13 protein-coding genes are annotated in these 16,581 nt (G+C 57.3%); 1 reads left to right on the top strand and 12 read right to left on the bottom strand.

The window, feature by feature from the left end; genetic code table 11:
• Nucleotides 1–37: 37 nt before the first annotated feature.
• On the top strand, nucleotides 38–2,203 hold the full coding sequence (locus F3J37_RS04660) for a putative bifunctional diguanylate cyclase/phosphodiesterase (RefSeq protein WP_166932153.1): 2,166 nt from the start codon (nucleotides 38–40) through the stop codon (nucleotides 2,201–2,203).
• 108 nt (nucleotides 2,204–2,311) lie between these two features.
• On the opposite strand, the gene F3J37_RS04655 is transcribed toward F3J37_RS04660, so the two are convergent.
• The 12 genes from F3J37_RS04655 to F3J37_RS04600 all read right to left on the bottom strand — a co-directional run bounded on the left by F3J37_RS04655 (nucleotide 2,312) and on the right by F3J37_RS04600 (nucleotide 16,556).
• Nucleotides 2,312–3,154, bottom strand: coding sequence for an oxidoreductase (locus tag F3J37_RS04655; protein ID WP_166932151.1), 843 nt, complete (start codon nucleotides 3,152–3,154; stop codon nucleotides 2,312–2,314).
• A gap of 83 nt (nucleotides 3,155–3,237) precedes the next feature.
• Nucleotides 3,238–5,247, bottom strand: coding sequence for a hydantoinase B/oxoprolinase family protein (locus F3J37_RS04650; protein WP_166932149.1), 2,010 nt, complete (start codon nucleotides 5,245–5,247; stop codon nucleotides 3,238–3,240).
• A gap of 1 nt (nucleotide 5,248) precedes the next feature.
• A complete protein-coding gene (locus F3J37_RS04645) occupies nucleotides 5,249–7,297 on the bottom strand; it encodes a hydantoinase/oxoprolinase family protein (protein WP_166932147.1) in 2,049 nt (682 codons plus the stop codon).
• A gap of 18 nt (nucleotides 7,298–7,315) precedes the next feature.
• A complete protein-coding gene (locus F3J37_RS04640; RefSeq protein ID WP_166932146.1) occupies nucleotides 7,316–7,762 on the bottom strand; it encodes a GNAT family N-acetyltransferase in 447 nt (148 codons plus the stop codon).
• A 209-nt stretch (nucleotides 7,763–7,971) separates the two neighbouring features.
• Entirely contained in the window at nucleotides 7,972–8,484 is a 513-nt protein-coding gene (locus F3J37_RS04635) for an Lrp/AsnC family transcriptional regulator (RefSeq protein WP_034824599.1), read from the bottom strand.
• Nucleotides 8,485–8,626: 142 nt separating this feature from the next.
• Entirely contained in the window at nucleotides 8,627–9,943 is a 1,317-nt protein-coding gene (gene gabT / locus F3J37_RS04630; RefSeq protein ID WP_166932144.1) for a 4-aminobutyrate--2-oxoglutarate transaminase, read from the bottom strand.
• Between the two features lie 115 nt (nucleotides 9,944–10,058).
• Nucleotides 10,059–11,192: a M20 aminoacylase family protein gene (locus tag F3J37_RS04625; RefSeq protein ID WP_205298871.1), complete on the bottom strand. Its 1,134-nt coding sequence runs from the start codon at nucleotides 11,190–11,192 to the stop codon at nucleotides 10,059–10,061.
• A 7-nt stretch (nucleotides 11,193–11,199) separates the two neighbouring features.
• Nucleotides 11,200–12,126 (bottom strand): 2-hydroxyacid dehydrogenase, encoded by a 927-nt coding sequence (locus F3J37_RS04620; RefSeq protein ID WP_166932141.1) that lies wholly within the window; start codon nucleotides 12,124–12,126, stop codon nucleotides 11,200–11,202.
• Nucleotides 12,126–12,971 carry a GNAT family N-acetyltransferase gene (locus F3J37_RS04615; protein ID WP_166932139.1) on the bottom strand — a complete coding sequence of 282 codons (846 nt, stop codon included), beginning with the start codon at nucleotides 12,969–12,971 and terminating at the stop codon, nucleotides 12,126–12,128. The genes F3J37_RS04620 and F3J37_RS04615 overlap by 1 nt, the downstream gene beginning before the upstream one ends.
• Before the next feature lie 119 nt (nucleotides 12,972–13,090).
• Nucleotides 13,091–14,755, bottom strand: coding sequence for an ABC transporter ATP-binding protein (locus F3J37_RS04610; protein WP_166932138.1), 1,665 nt, complete (start codon nucleotides 14,753–14,755; stop codon nucleotides 13,091–13,093).
• Nucleotides 14,752–15,603 carry an ABC transporter permease gene (locus tag F3J37_RS04605; protein ID WP_058962118.1) on the bottom strand — a complete coding sequence of 284 codons (852 nt, stop codon included), beginning with the start codon at nucleotides 15,601–15,603 and terminating at the stop codon, nucleotides 14,752–14,754. Before F3J37_RS04605 ends, F3J37_RS04610 begins: the two co-directional genes overlap by 4 nt.
• A complete protein-coding gene (locus tag F3J37_RS04600; RefSeq protein ID WP_034824611.1) occupies nucleotides 15,603–16,556 on the bottom strand; it encodes an ABC transporter permease in 954 nt (317 codons plus the stop codon). Before F3J37_RS04600 ends, F3J37_RS04605 begins: the two co-directional genes overlap by 1 nt.
• Nucleotides 16,557–16,581 lie beyond the last annotated feature (25 nt).

Here is a 16,581-nt window from a genome sequence, read left to right as displayed (position 1 = left end):
GTTATTGATGAGCCCTCCTTGTCACGCGAACCTTAAAATGATTAATACAATCAAACTGTCAGATGGATTCAGACGCAATTTCGTTCGGGAAGTGATTTTGCCTTTGGTGGCGATTTTAGTTTTAACCTTTGCCGGAGCAGGTGTTGGCTTGTTCTGGGGCACCTCGCTGAGCAATGAACAGGCTCGCGATCAACAGCAACGTATGATTGGGGCCTCCTTTAGCCAAAGTTTGAATGAACATTTGCGTCAGCTGCGCAGTTTGACTCGCTGGTCGCCTCTCGCTGACCAATTGGCGTTGGGCGTGCCGGATCAGAACTGGTTAGATCAAAATATCGGCGGCTGGCTTTATGACATGTTTGACCACCAGTTGATTCTGCTGATGGATCGTAACAATCAGCCACTGGCGGTCTGGCGTGAGGGTAAACGCGTATCCAGTGACAGCGTAGGGCAATACCTTAAAGACATGCTGGCCAGTCCGCTCGTGGTGAGCAGCGATGAGGTGGCGGGTCCCAGCGATCGTGCCGATTTCGTGCGCATTGGGCAACGTGCCGCGGCCCTGGCCGTTGGCGATATCAGCAGCACCCGTGAAGCAGGCCGCTATCGATTAGTGAGTATCAAATTCCTCGATGATGGCTATTTACGTAATCTGGCGGATCGCAGCCAGCTGCAGCAGCTGCATTTTAGCGATGGCGCACCGCAGCCCGGAACAGATGCACTCTATCAACTGAATTCACAGCAAGGCGATGCCGTGGGTTACCTGAGCTGGCTACCGGATAAACCCGGTGCGCAGATGTTGCGCATGCTCGGCCCTTCAACACTGTTATCCGTGCTGCTGATTACCCTGCTCTGTCTGTTTATGGTCAGGCGCATCTGGACCTCCTCTCTCAATCTGTCGCAATCTTTGCTTAAGCTCGGTGCCAGTGAAGCGCAAGCGCAGCATCTGGCTTTTCACGATGTGCTGACCGGGCTGCCGAATCGGGCGCTGGTGGAAGATCGGCTGACCCAGGCGCTGGCGGCATCCGCCCGGCACGATCAGCGTGTGGCGCTGCTGTTGCTTGATCTCGATCGCTTTAAAAACATCAATGATACCTATGGTCATCATGCGGGTGATGAGTTGATCATTGAGGTGGCGCGCCGCCTCACGCACATCTTGCGTGCCAGCGATACCGTAGGACGCATCGGTGGGGATGAATTTATTGTGATGATGCCGGACGTCGATAACATCGGTCAGGTGCAGGCATTGGCAAAACGCATTATCAGTGAGCTGAGTGAAGCCTATGAGCTGCAAGGCAGCGAAGTCTGGGTTGGGGTCAGCATCGGGCTGGCGCTGGCCCCTAAAGATGGCATTGACCGTATGGAGCTGATGCGTAAAGCGGACATCGCGCTCTATGAGGCGAAAAACAGTGGTCGCGGCCAGTATCGCCAGTTCGAAAAAGTGATGGATGAATCGCTGCGCACCCGCCAGCAGATGGCGACGGATTTACGTCAGGCGCTGGTCAATTTCGATGGCCTGCGCGTGTGGTATCAACCCCTGATGGAGATCAGCGGACAGCGTGTGGTGGGATTAGAAGCCCTGCTGCGCTGGCAGCATCCGGTACGTGGTGATGTCTCGCCGGGTGACTTTATCGCCATCGCCGAAGAGACCGGGATGATCATTCCGCTGGGCGAATGGGTATTACGTGAAGCCTGTAAAACCTCACTGAAATTGCCGCAGGTGATTGTGGCGGTCAACGTTTCTCCCGTGCAGTTCCGCGCCAGTGGCTTTGTGGAGCGCATCGTTGAAATTGTGCGTGAAGAAGGCGCCAATCCGCATCATATGGAACTGGAGATCACCGAAGGCGTATTGATTGAGGATGAGCACGAAGCGCGCAATAACATCATCGCGCTGCGTGAAGCCGGTTTCCGCATTGCGCTGGATGATTTTGGCACCGGTTATTCCAGCCTCAACTATCTCAGCACGTTCCCGGTCGACAAAATTAAGATTGATCGCTCCTTCACCCAATCACTGGGCGTGGCGCAAAATTCTGCGGCAATCGTTGAATCCGTGGTGCGTCTGGGTCACGCCATGGGCTTAACCGTCACCGCTGAAGGGGTCGAAACCGAAGGCCAGAAAATGGCGCTGGCCGATGCAGGATGTAATCAGCTGCAGGGATATCTGTTCAGCCAGGCCGTACCGTTTGAAGAGATTGAAAAGATGATATAAATGCCCAGCGGGAGGAGAGTGTTCCGCCCTGCGGGCATTGACGTCAAAACCGCGCCGCTCGCGTTTAATCCGGTTAGCGGTGGCGGCGCGATCTACCCTGCACCAGGGTTATGACGGAAAATCTGTATCAATCGACGTCTGTTTCCAGTCTTCGATCTGCGCCAGGCGCTCTTTCAACTTATTGGTCACCGCCTCATAACCCCATGCGCCCATCACCAGATGGCGCGGAGGATTGGCGTGTTCGGTGATGGCAATCATCGCCGTGGCCGCGCGAGCCGGATCGCCCGCCTGGGTGCCGCTGTATTCGGAAGTGGCTTTCATGCGCGCCGCCGCCGTATCGGCATATTCCGGTAAGGTGCTTGGCGTCTGGTGCAGTGAACGCCCCGCCCAATCCGTGCGGAATGGCCCCGGCTCGACACAAGTGACATGGATGCCTAAAGGCGCCGCTTCCACCGCCAGGGAATCAGACCAGCCTTCCACCGCGTGTTTGCTGGCCGAATAGTAGCCTGAACTGGCAAAGCCAATAAATCCGGCCACTGAGGTGATATTGATCACGTGCCCGCGACGCTGTTTGCGCATCGCCGGTAATACCGCACGCGTTAAGGCAAACAGGCCAAAGACGTTGGCATCGAATTGATCACGGATCTCGCGATCATCACCCTCTTCGACTGAACTCTGATAGCCGTAACCCGCATTGTTAACCAGCACATCAATGGTACCGAATTTCTCCAGCGCCGCGTGAACCGCGCGATCGATACTGTTCTGATCGGTCACATCCAGTGCCACCGCAAGGGCGTTGTCATGCCCCGCCACCAAATCCTGCACTTTCGCCGGGTCACGCGCGGTCACCACGGTGTGAAAGCCGCGCGCAATGGTCTGCTGCGCCAGCTCCCGGCCAAAGCCGGTTGAACAACCAGAAATAAACCAAACGGGCGTGTTTGCTGAAGCCATAGTGACATCCTCTTAAATGCGCCTGATGAACCGTCATCGGGCAACAAAAGACTATGGCAAAGCCTGAAGCTGAATATTAGCGCTTAGTGCGACCGGTTCATCATCGCCGGATAGCGCTGGTGCAGATTTTGAAAGATAGCCTGCATCTGCGCCTCAAGTGCTGCCAGCTGTGTATCTGCTATGGCTGGCTTAAATGCAACGGGTTGTGCCGCCACGGCGTCAAACACCTGTTGCTTCAGGAAGTGGCGCCAGCTGACCGGCGCTTCTGCCAGAAACGCGGTGAGCAACGCATAGCGCGCCGGTGTCCACTGCTGTTCAAACGCAGTGCGGGCTGGGCCGTGATCAAAATGCTGCCGGGCTTCGCGCTGCATCTCAGCGCGTAAACGCGCAGTGGTGACCTCATCCACCTCATCATCGATGATCGCCACGCCATAGCTATCACGTGCTACTTGCACTGAAACAAATCCGCAGCGCACATCCTGCAGCACTGCCGCCGCGTCACGTTCCACCGGCAGGCCATACCCTCCCGCGCCCGGCCCGCGCACCTCAACGATATCGCCCGGCTGGCAACGAATGACATCGGTGTTGCCGTGTTCAATGACCTTGCCGTTGCGCAGCGTGCGGAAGTGTGACAATGCCCCTGACTCACCGCCTAGCACGCCAGCCGAGGCGAACACTGACCGGTTGCGATTGCGCGCCGTTACCGTGGTGTTGGGCGCGGTAATTTCAAACGCCATCTCCGTGGCCAGACCGCCGCGATAGCGCCCGGCACCGGCACTGTCCGCCGCCAACCCATAGCGATGGAAATGGATGGGGACTTCTGCCTCGTTGATCTCAATAGGCGTGTTTTTCAGAAACGCCGATAACCCACCTGAACCATCCGGGCCATCATGACGTGGCGTTCCGCCCGCGCCACCGCCGACAGGCCCTAGCGAGGCCACGACGCTGCGGTTCTGACTATCGCTGGTACGGATATTCATGATTGAGTTGCCGCCGGGAGAGTTAGCCGGTAAGCGATCGGGCAATGCCTGGGAGAACACGCCAATGGTGGCGATCTGCGACAACGCGCAGGTCAGCGAACGCATGCCTACCGCTGCAGGCGCTTCACAGTTCATTACGGTGCCCGGCGGCAGGATGGCGCGCGTCGGGCGTAAGGTGCCCGCATTAAGCAGCAGATGGCGATCCAGCGTTGAGAGCACATATGTCACACCCACCAGCGCCAGCGGATGCCGTTCACGGCCGCCGGTGGGCATATTCAGCGAGGAGGCCAGCTGCGGATCGCTGCCGGTGTAATCCAGTTCCAGCGTATCGCCGCTAATGCGCAGCCTGATCGCCACGCGGCACGGATAGCCGCCTTCACCATCTTCGTCGGCAAAGTCAGCATAGAAGTATTCACCATCCGGAATGGTGGCGATAATGCTGCGCGCCTGCGCTTCGGCGTAGTCCAGAATGCCTTCAATGCCCTGCAGGAAATCCTCAATACCGAAACGCGCGATGATGTCATGGATCTTACGCTCGCCCACGTTTACCGAAGCAATCTGCGCTTTGAAATCCCCCCAGTTTTGCTCTGGTACACGCACGTTGAGGCGCATAATGCTGGCGACTTCTTCATTCAACTCACCGTTGCGCACAATCTTGAGTGGCGGAATGCGAATGCCCTCCTGCACGATATCGGTCAGCGAGCGCGACAGCGAAGCCGGCACCGCACCGCCCACGTCGGTGTTGTGAATATGACCCACCACAAAACAGACAATTTCACCGTTATGGAACACCGGCTTCCAGATGTGGATATCCGGCGAGTGCGTTGCCACATTGCCCGCATACGAATCATTGGTGATGCAGATATCGCCCTCTTCGTAATGATCGATTAACGCCAGCACCGGGCCGTAATCGATGCCGCTGTACCAGGGCGCGCCAAAGCTGCGTGGCGAAGCGAACGCCATGCCGTCACGGCTGACAATCTGACAGGAAAAATCTTCGGTCTCTTTAACGAAAGTGGAGTGCGCGGTGCGCATCAGCGTAAACGCCATCGCATCGGCCGCAGCGGCACAATAGTTCGCGAGAATTTGCAGGTTACGTCCGTTAATGGCCATATTAGTTTGCCTCCACAGGCGTAATCAGCAAGTTGCCAAAGGTATCGACATCCACCTGCATCTGCGGTGGAACACAGGTGGTACAGTCATCCTGTGCGATGATCACCGGTCCGTTGAGATGATGCCCGGCCCGCAGACTGGCACGCACCACCACATCCACCTGATGCGATGCGCCATCAATCCAGGCACTGACACGTTTCGCAACGGCAACGGGCTCGGTCGCGTCGGGTAAGATGTTGAGCGTTGGCTTCGGTGTGGGCGAGGCGATCACTAAACGCAGGTTGATAATCTGCACGGGTGCATTGGCATCACAGTGACCAAATAGCAGCTGATGCTGGCGGTCAAAGGCCTCGTGCAAGGCCGCCACGTTGGCCTGCGCCAGCCACTCTGGCTGTAGCGCGACTTCGATCTCAAACGACTGACCGCGATAGCGCATATCAGCGCTGTAGTGCAAGGTGAATGGCATATCAGTGCCGTGTTGCTCGCACAGCCAGCCACGTGCGCGTTGGCTCAGGCCTTCCGCTTCCGTTGCCAGCGCATCCGCCAGCGTCGTGTCCAGATCGCTATAGAGCGTACGGATAAAATCATTGCGGATATCCGCCACTAACCCTCCCAGCGCAGACAGCACGCCCGGCGTAGGCGGCACGATCACCCCTTTCATATTGAGTTCGCGGGCGAGGAAACACCCCATCATCGGGCCCGCGCCGCCAAAGGCGAGGAACCAAAATTCACGCGGATCCAACCCAAAGCGCGACAGCAGTCCGCTGGTATCACCGTACATACTGGAGATCGCCAGCTCGATGGCGGTTTCCGCCGTCTCTTCCACCGTGATACCCAGTTGATCTGCCAGCGGCTGCCAGGCAGCACGTGCAGCAGCAACATCGACTTTCACCGCGTTGTAACCGAGATCGCCATGCCCGATCATGCCACAGGCGGCAAAAGCATCGGTCGCCGTCGGTTGCGTCCCTCCACGCTGGAAACACACCGGCCCGGGCAGCGATCCGGCGCTCTCCGGGCCCATCTGCAGCACGCCCTGGTTATCGATCCACGCCAGCGAGCCGCCACCCTGCCCCACCGAGGTGACTGCCACTGACGGAATATAAATCGGGAAATCACCGATGATTTCACCGTTGCCCTGCGCCACTTGCCCATCGACGATCACCGCCACGTCCGCGCTGGTGCCGCCAATATCAAGACTCAGGATCTTGTCGAAACCACAAGCGCTGGCAAGGAAGCTGGCACCGATCACGCCTGAAGCCGTACCGGACAACACCATCTGCACACATTCACTTTTCGCCTGCTCCACGCCCATCACGCCACCATTGGACTTGGTGATACGCGGCGGCGGCTTAACGCCCATGGTGTGCAACGCCTGTTCAAACGATTCCAGGTACTGAATCACCATCGGCTGCACATAGGCATTAATGGTGGCGGTGATAGTCCGTTCATATTCGCGAATGATCGGCCAGATGTCGGCGGAGCAAGAGGTGAGCAGTTCAGGCGCCACCTCGTCGATAATGGCTTTGACTGCTGCTTCGTTGTGGCGATTGCGATAACTGTGTAACAGCGACACCACAATGCCCTGACAACCCGCCGCACGCGCCTGATCAATGGCATCCAGCACACTTTGCCGATCCACTGGCTGCAACACGGTGCCGTGGCGGTCCGTTCGCTCTTTGATGGCAAACACCCGATCGCGGGTAATCAATGGTGCCGGACGTCGCGAAAAGAGATCGTGAATATGAGGAATTTTGAGACGCGCCAGCTCCAGCACATCACAAAATCCTTCGGTGGCAAACAGCGCCAGCCGCACGCCACGTCGCTGGATGACCGCGTTGATGCCCACGGTGGTGCCGTGGGTAAAATAGTCAATATGCTGGGGTTCAATCCCGTCACGCTGCTGCAACTGCGACAGCCCGGTGAGGATTTCGCTGCCGGGCTGATCCGGTCGCGACAGGACTTTTAAGGTATGAATCTGATGAGTCTGTTCATTCAGCACGGCAAAATCCGTAAAGGATCCGCCAATATCAACGCCAACGCGGTAACCCATGGTGAGCAAGCTCCGTTATCAGGAGAGAGGAAATTCCATCAGTTTTTGCGGATCCTGCACCACACGCCAGCCAAGGCGCTGATACAGCTGATGGGCATCATTAGTAGAGAGCATCCAGCGGTGCACCGTGGCCAGCTCCGGGTGCGCACGCACACAGGTCGCCAGCCAGCTGCCCAGGCCGTAGCCTCGCCAGTTTTCGTCGATCATCACATCGCACAACCAGCCGAATCGGGTGTAATCCGTCACCAGTCGCGCGAAGCCAATCTGCTGTTGCTGATGGTAAACACCAAACGGCAACGAGCCGGCAAATGCGCGCTCGGTTTTGGCGCGTGGCTGCGCGTTGGCCCAGTAAGACTTCTCAGTCAATTGCTGGTGGATGTAATCCATATCAAGGCGCTGGCGGTCGGTAGAGATGGTGAACTCGTCGCGCTGCCATTGATGATCGGCAAGGGTTAAAGCGGTCATGGCAACTCCTTGTAAAGCGATAAATTGAGTGTACGGATATGCAGGCACAGGACGCGCGTGAAGCCACGACCGGAACAGTAAAGATAAAGGGAATTTACGGCAGAGAAGAAATTTTATGCTGTGGCAGAGGCGTACGGAGGTTCTGGGGCAAATAGCGGTGTTGAAACAATACCTTCTCCCTGTCTGGGAGAAGGTCAGGATGGGGTCAATTACACACTAAAATCCACAGAATTATGTTTGGCAATCAACGAGCGCAACGGCACGGTGCTTTTCATAATCGGTGACTTAATCACGATATAACTGAAGTACTTATCGATGCCGATTTGCGCGTCCAGCATCTTCTCAATCACTTCCTGGTAGTGCTCGATACTGCGGGTAATAAAGCGTAGCAAATAGTCGTAGCCGCCGGTAATCAGATGGCACTCCATCAGCTCATCCACGTCGCGAACCGAATTTTCGAATTTCATAAAATCTTCGCGTCGATGGCCTGAGAGCGTCACCTCGGTGAACACCGTAACGGAATCGGTAATTTTGGTCAGATTGATGTGGGCTTCATAGCCGGTAATAAATCCAGCCTGCTCCAGGCGCTTCACCCGTTGCAAACAAGGGCTGGGCGAAAGTCCTACGGCGTCGGCGAGATTGACGTTGCTGATACGGCCATCTTTTTGTAGTTGCACCAGGATGTTGATGTCGATGCGGTCGAGTTTCATTAAGCCGTTCATAGCACCCCTCATTGTTGACCAATCGCGCAGGCTGATACGATGGTATATCACGCTTTGACGTGACGGCGCTAGCGACTTCCGCACGCCACGTCATTCATTGGTCGAGTCAATAATTCCAGAGATATCAATGAGGAAGCCGGATTTATCCCAGGCGACCACTGGCGCGGGCCAGCGCAATATCAAAGATATGTAACGCTTCTTCCAACTGAGAATCTGTGGTCACCAGTGGCGCGAGGAAGCGCACCACGTTGCGATGCAGGCCGCATTTGATCAGCAACAGACCTTCCTGGCAGGCGCAGTCGAGGATTTTCTGCGTCATCGCTGCGTCAGGGCGCTTGGTTTCGAAGTCGATGATCTCCACCGCCTGCATAAAGCCCACGCCACGTACTTCACCAATGCAGGCATATTTCTCCGCCAGCTGTTGCAGACGTGCATTCAGCTGTTCACCCAGCTGATTGCTGCGCGCCAACAGATTGTCGTTTTCCAGCAGATCCAACACCGCCAGCGCCGCCGCGCAGCCCAGCGCGTTACCGCCATAAGTGCCGCCGAGACCACCTGGCAGTGGCGCATCCATGATGGCTGCTTTACCTACCACGCCGGAAATCGGCAGACCGCCACCGAGGCTCTTCGCCACCGTCACCAGATCCGGTGTAATGCCCAGTTGCTCGAAGGCAAACAGCGTACCGGTGCGACCAAATCCGGTCTGCACTTCATCGAGAATCAGCACGATACCGTGTTTTTCGGTGATGCGACGCAGCGCTTGCATAAAGTTCGAACCCGCTGGCAGGAAGCCACCGTCGCCCTGAACTGGCTCGATGATGATTGCTGCCACACGCTCCGGCAGGATCTGCACGGCGAACAACTGTTCCAGCGCTTGCAGGCAGTCATCATCGCTGACGCCATGGAAGGCATTAGGATAAGGCAGGCGATACACCTCTGAGGCGAACGGGCCGAAGTTCTGTTTATATGGCTGGCTCATCCCCGTCAGGGTACAGCCTAGCAACGTACGCCCATGGAAGGCACCGTCGAAGGCGATAATGCCGCTGCGGTTGGTGTGCGCACGGGCAATTTTCACCGCATTTTCTACCGCTTCCGCCCCGCTGGTGAAGAACACGCTTTTGAAATCTTCACCTTTGCCCACCAGCGCATTCAGCCGCTGCGCCAGCTCGATATAGCCCGGGTAGGCAACGACCTGGAAGCATGCGTGTGACACCAGTCCAAGCTGTTTCGTCACCGCATTCACCACTGCCGGATGGTTATGACCCACGTTGAGCACGCCAATCCCGCCGACAAAATCGAGATAGCGATTGCCCTCAACATCCCACACTTCACTGCCCTTTGCCCGTTCAATCACCAACGGATGCGCGGTGACCACACCACGCGGCACGTTCTGCTCACGTGCATCCAGTAACAGGCCGTTATCGCTATACGTTTGCTGCTCCGCCATGACATTCTGCATTTTCAAAATCCTCATCCACGTAACGTTCGGTTGGCTCAAGTATCGCAACCCGTTGGTTTCTCACGCTGCCGTAATCAGCAAAGCAGCGGCATTTCGTTTCAAAATCATCTGCCAATCAGCAGGGAAATTCTGCACGCAGCGCATGGCGGGCGATGGCCGTCAAAGTCTGAATACCGTGCGGGATCAGTGCATCGTTGAAGTCGTAAGAGGAATGGTGCAACGGCTGGCTGGGTGCCGATCCGATCCACAGATAAGCCCCCGTTCTGGCCTGCAACATAAAGGCAAAATCTTCCGAGGTGAGAGCAGGCTGTCTGGCTTGATCAGCAGGGATGCCCGCCTCACGCAGGGCATCCAGCGCCAGTTGCGCAGCACCCGCATGATTGACCGTGGCCGGGTAATAACGCAGATAGCTCACCTCTGCCTGCAGACCGTGCGCCGCCGTGACATGTTGCGCCATTTCACGCAGGCGGCTTTCAATGATGTCCTGCGCCGCTGGGCTGAACGTACGTACCGTGCCGGTGATACTGGCCTCCGCCGGAATCATGTTGTGTGAGAAACCGCCCTGCATGCGCGTCACCGTCAGCAAACCCGGCTCGCACGGGTCAAGTGCGCGCGCCACCAGCGTATTGAGTTGCACCACCAATTCACTGGTGGCCAGCAAGGTGTCACGCGTCAGGTGTGGCTGTGCCGCATGACCGCCACCGCCCTTTACCGTGATATCAAAACGGTCCGCCGCCGCCATAATGGCACCCGGCCGCGTCTGCACTTCGCCCAGAGGCAGTTCAGGCCAGTTATGCAGGGCAAATACCGCATCGCAAGGAAATTGCTGGAACAGGCCGTCATCGATCATCGCTTTCGCGCCGGCTAAACCTTCTTCCGCTGGCTGGAAGATAAACACCAGCGTGCCGTTAAAATCACCCTGCTGAGCCAACTGGATAGCCGCGCCCAGCAGCATCACCGTGTGACCATCGTGACCGCAAGCGTGACAGACATTGTCATGCACACTTTTCCACGGCTGGGTGCCGTTATCCTGCATCGGCAGCGCATCCATGTCCGCGCGCAGACCTATCATGCGCGGGCTATTTCCACGTTTCAGCACACCGACCACGCCGGTTTTACCCAGGCCGCGATGCACCTTAATGCCGTGCTCTTGCAGCACCTGCGCCACGATGTCGCTGGTGCGCGTTTCCTGATAGCCCAGTTCGGGATGGGCGTGCAGATCCCGTCGCAGAGCGACTAATTGATCCAGTTGCATATCAGTATCCCCGGTTACGATCGATAAGGCCGACCATGGGTTCGCCACGTTGATAGCGGCGCAGGTTATCGAGCAGCGCCGCCACTGCGCTGTCGGTTTGCGTCTGGCTGGCAATGTGCGGTGTGAGCCAGATCGCCGGATGCTGCCAGAAAGGATGCTCTGGCGGTAAAGGTTCGGGATCGGTCACATCGAGCACGGCAGCGCTCAATTGTCCGCTGGCCAGCGCCGTGAGCAGATCGTCATGATTTAACTGCGGGCCACGCCCCACCTGTACCAGTGCGGCTCCGGCAGGTAACTGCGCAAACAGCTCAGAGTTGAGTAAACCGCGCGTGCTGTCAGTCAACGGCAGCAAACACACCAGAATGTCGCTGAGTGCCAGAAACTCAGCCAATTGCTCAGCGCCATGCCAGCAGCGCACGCCCTCGAGTTCACGCGGTGTCCGGCTCCAGCCAGCACACTCAAACCCTAATGACACCAGCTGCTGCAAAGATGCCTGGCCGAGTTCGCCTAAGCCCATGACGCCCACCCGCCGCTGATTGGCGGTGCGAATCGGGTGCGTTTGCCACGTTGCTGCGCGCTGTTGCTGGAAATAGCGCGGCATATCACGATGTAACCCCAGCACGGCAAAAGTGACGTACTCCACCATGCCTTGCGTCAGGCCGGGTTCGATCATGCGCACCACCGGCAAATCGGGCGGCAGTTGGCTGAGATCGAACTGATCGGCCCCCGCGCCCACCGACAGTAGTGCTTTGAGATTAGGGAAGGTCGCCATGACATCTTCTGGCGGTTGCCAGGCCACCAGCAGTTCAACCTGTTCTGCGTCACCCACATCCGGCCAGATATGCAGCTGCACATCCGGTGCATGTTCAGCCAGCCAGCGCTGCCAGTGGGCTCCACGCGTGGCTTCCGATTTATAGACGATATGCATCACGCCATCGCCTGGGTCATCAACCCAAACGCCTGCATCTCACCGGCTTGCGGTGACCAAGGCGTTCCCCGATACATGGTGGTGGGCGCGTCAACCTTGACCAGCCCCAGCTTTTCCAGCCAGCTCGCCAGCGGTAAAGCCGCATCGGTATCAATGCGCACGAACTCGCCGCGTAAACCCTGCATCAGCGCGGCAATTAACGCCTGTGCCACCTCGATATCGCGCGCAATCACCGGGCCAATTGCCCAGCCGTGACCAAATCGGCGCAGACTGGCAAACCCTTGCACCCGCTGCTGCGCGTCATGCAGCAATACCGTTTGATGGTCAGCGATCAGCGTTTGCATCAACTGTGGACGCCACATACCGTGAGCCTGATGGTCTAATTCGGTGAGTAGATCGACGTCATTCGCCTCGGCATTGCGCAGCGTTAAACCGGTGGGGAGACTCACCGCTGGCACCGCTGCCAGCTCACGTGTCTGGTGCTGTTGGATGGTGCCCGTCACCTTAAAGCCGAGCTTCTGATACAGCCCCTGCCCCATTTCCGTGGCATGTAAACGAATCACGGCGTCCGGGAATTTTTCCATCACGGCCAGCATCAGCTGCTTACCAATGCCGCGCCCCTGGCAGGTGGGATTCACCACCACCAGACCAATGGTTGCGGCGTGTTCACCCCAACGCCAGCCAAAGGCGCTGCCAACAAATTTGCCCTGTTCTTCAGCGACCACGCCTTCACCCAATGCCAACGCCTGCTGCCAGTCTTCACGACGATGCGGCCACTTGAGCTGTTGGGTGATGGCATAGCCGTGTTCAATATCGTCCTGCGTCATGGCGCGTAATGTGATCATCTGCTGCTCCTTTCTTGTAAAACATACCCGCGACGTAGCGGCGCAATCTGCTGCGCGAGCGGTTTCGCCATTAACATTAAGATGTGCGATTTATCGCATCGCTACGAATGCCGTGATATTTATTCTGCTTTAAGCACTTCTTCGTGCTCATCCAACCAACCCTGTCGCAGCTCCGGCACCGCCCGTTTAAGACGTTCGAAGTACAGCTCACTGGTCGGCTTATCATATTCAGCGCGGGAAATCTGCGTGACGATGCGGCCTGACTTCATCACCACGATATCATCGCAAACGGCGCGCACGGCATGCATATCATGGCTGATAAACAGCACCGACAGTCCCAACTCACGACGCAGTTCGCTGATCAAATCCAGTACGGCGGCGGCGACCACCGTATCTAATGCCGATGTCACTTCATCGCACAGAATTAGATCCGGCTCCGCCGCAAGGGCACGAGCCAGATTCACACGCTGCTTCTGCCCACCGGACAGCGCCCATGGGCGGCGCCACAACACTGAGCGCGGTAATTTGACCAGGTCCAGTAACTGATGCAGACGCCGCTCAAGATCGGCCCCTTTCAGACCGTGGAACAGCACGAGCGGGCGAGTAAGAATACGTTCCACGTTGTGAGCCGGGTTCAGCGCGGTATCCGCCATCTGGAACACATACTGGATCCGCCGCAGTTCGTTATCCGGGCGTTTGTGCATGTCGCCATTGATGTAGTGACCATTAAACAGAATATGACCGTGACTCGGGGCATTAAGGCCGGCAATCGCATGCGCCAGCGTGGTTTTACCCGAACCCGACTCGCCGATAATGCCAATCGCTTGCCCTTTCCACAGCTTGAGATTGATATCTTCCAGAATCAGCGTTTTCGGTTTGCCCTCACTGTCACGCGGGCCATAACCAGCGCTGAGATCGCGCACTTCCATCAGCGGCTGTGCATCAGCCTCTGCACAGGTCCAGCTGCTCTCGCGCTCTTTCTGACGAGCGGCATCCATTAGCAGTTGGGTATATTCAGCCTGCGGCGCACCAATCAGCCGCTCTGTGGAACCATATTCCGCCATTTTTCCGCGCAGCAGCACCAGAATTCGATCCGCCATCTGCGCCACCACCGCCAGATCGTGACTGACATAGATGGCTGTAACGCCGCGCTGAGCCACTACGCGACGAAATGCTTTTAGCACTTCCACCTGGGTAGTGACATCCAGTGCCGTGGTCGGCTCGTCAAGGATCACCACATCCGGGTCGCCAATCAGTGCCATGGCCGTCATCAGACGTTGCAGCTGTCCGCCAGAGACCTGATGCGGGAAACGGTCGCCAATGGTGTCAGGATTCGGCAATGCCAGCTCGCGAAACAGCGTGATCGCCTTCTCTTTGGCGGCTTTGCGTTTCATGGTGCCATGGATCACCACTGGCTCGATAACCTGGTCGAGAATACGCATCCCCGGGTTGAAGGAGGCTGCCGCACTTTGGGCGATGTAGGCCACTTTGTTGCCGCGAAATTCGCGCAGCTGGCCGGGCGACAGACTACGCACGTCGGTGCCCGCCAGATGAATGTTGCCCTCGGCGATGCGACAGCCGTGGCGCGCATAGCCCATCAGCGCCATGGCGATAGTGGTTTTACCCGAACCGGATTCACCGATCAGCGCCAACACTTCGCCTTTTTGTACGGTAAAACGGATATCTGAAACCAGATCGATCTCTTCGCCCTTATCCGTCTCGGCGGTGACACGCAGGTTTTCAACGGAGATCACGGGCATGGCTGTATGGGGTGTCACGTTCATGCTCCCTCCTTCGCCAGCGTCAGCGGACGCATCTGTTGCAGGCTGTCAATAAACAGGTTGGCGCCGATGGTTAAACTGGCAATCGCCACTGCCGGCATCAATACCGCAGGCGAACCGTTAAACAGGCCTTGTAGATTTTCACGTACCAGCGTGCCCCAATCAGCATAAGGTGGTTGCACGCCTAAGCCCAGGAAGCTCAAGCCGCTGAGTAACAGCACGATATAGACAAAACGCAGGCCAAAATCGGTGAGCATCGGATGCACCATATTCGGCAGAATGTCATGGATAGCCACGTACCAGCGGCTTTCGCCACGCAGTCGTGAAGCACGGACATAATCCATATTGCGCAAACTGCTGGCCATAGCGAATGCGATACGGAACGCACCGGGCCAGTAGGTGAAGATGGCTGTCAGAATCAGCATCGGCAGCGAGGAACCAAACACGGCCACAATCATCAGCGACAGCACTTTGCCTGGCAGCACCAACATGGCATCGTTGATGCGGCCCAGCAACTCTTCGAGCCAGCGTCCTGCAACGGCGGCCAGCAGCGCCAGCAAGGTGCCGATTAAACTAGCACCCAGCGCAGCGGTTAACGCCAGACCAATGGAGAACTTCGCACCGTATAAGATGCGGCTGAGGATATCGCGACCGAGATAATCGGTGCCCAGCAGGTTGTCAGCGGTCATCCCTCCTAGCATCGGGCCACCACCGATATCCTCTACGCTATGCGGCGCCAGTTGATTGCCGAACAGCGCCATCAGTACCCAAAACAGAGAGATTGCCAGGCCAATGCGACCGGAGATCGACAGCGACTGAAAAATTCGTACAGGAAGCAGCAAGCTATTCATCAGCTCCTCCATTTTGGGTTAAAGGCGATAGTCAGGATGTCAGCAATCAGCAGCAGCACCAGATAACAGGCGGCGAACATCATCACGCACAGCTGCACCACTGGCAGATCGCGATTACTCACGGCATCCACCAGCGCACTGGCGAGACCGGGGTAGCTGAAGATCGACTCAATAATGATCACGCCACCAAACAAGTAAGACAGGCTGAGCGAAATGGCGTTGGCAATCGGTCCCACCGCATTCGGCAGCGCATGACGCAACACGGCACGCAGCGGCGAGACCCCTTTCAGCAACGCCATCTCAAGATACGGGCTGTCGAGCTGATTAATGATCGCCGAACGCGTCATCCGTGCCATCTGCGCCACTAATACGCAGCACAACGTCAGCACCGGCAGTGCATAGGCTTTCAAATAACTGACGAGATCCATATCGGGGCTGCCAAACGACATTGCCGAGACCCAATGCAGTTTGACCGCGAAGATCAACACCGCCACGGTGGCCACCAGAAACTCCGGTACGGCCACTGTCGCCATGGTGGCGATCACCAGGAAACGATCCAGCGCTGAACCACGATTCATAGCGGCCAGAATGCCGATCACCAGCGCCAGAGGGACGCAGATCACCGTAGTAATGCCTGCCAGTTCCAGCGTGGCAGGAATACGCTGCCCCACCAGTTGCGTCACTGGCAGATGACTGGCAAACGAGGTACCAAAATCACCCTGCAACATTCCACCGAGCCAGCTGAAGTAGCGCATCAATAACGGCTGGTCGAGACCCAGCTGCTGGCGTAACGCCGCCACCGTTTCCGGCGTGGCGTTTTGCCCCAGGATCATCTGCGCGGCATCGCCGGGCAGCAGGCTGGTGATAAAAAACACCACCGCCGAGACGATAAGCAAGGTCAGGATGCCCGCACCTGCGCGCCGGGCAATCAGAAACAACATGTATCGGTTCATCGGCGTTCTCCTCTGACGGATGACG

Source organism: Candidatus Pantoea communis (assembly GCF_011752685.1).
GTDB classification, from domain to species: domain Bacteria; phylum Pseudomonadota; class Gammaproteobacteria; order Enterobacterales; family Enterobacteriaceae; genus Pantoea; species Pantoea communis.
Note: the sequence above shows the minus strand (reverse complement) of the source record. Positions and strands in the feature narration are given on the sequence as shown.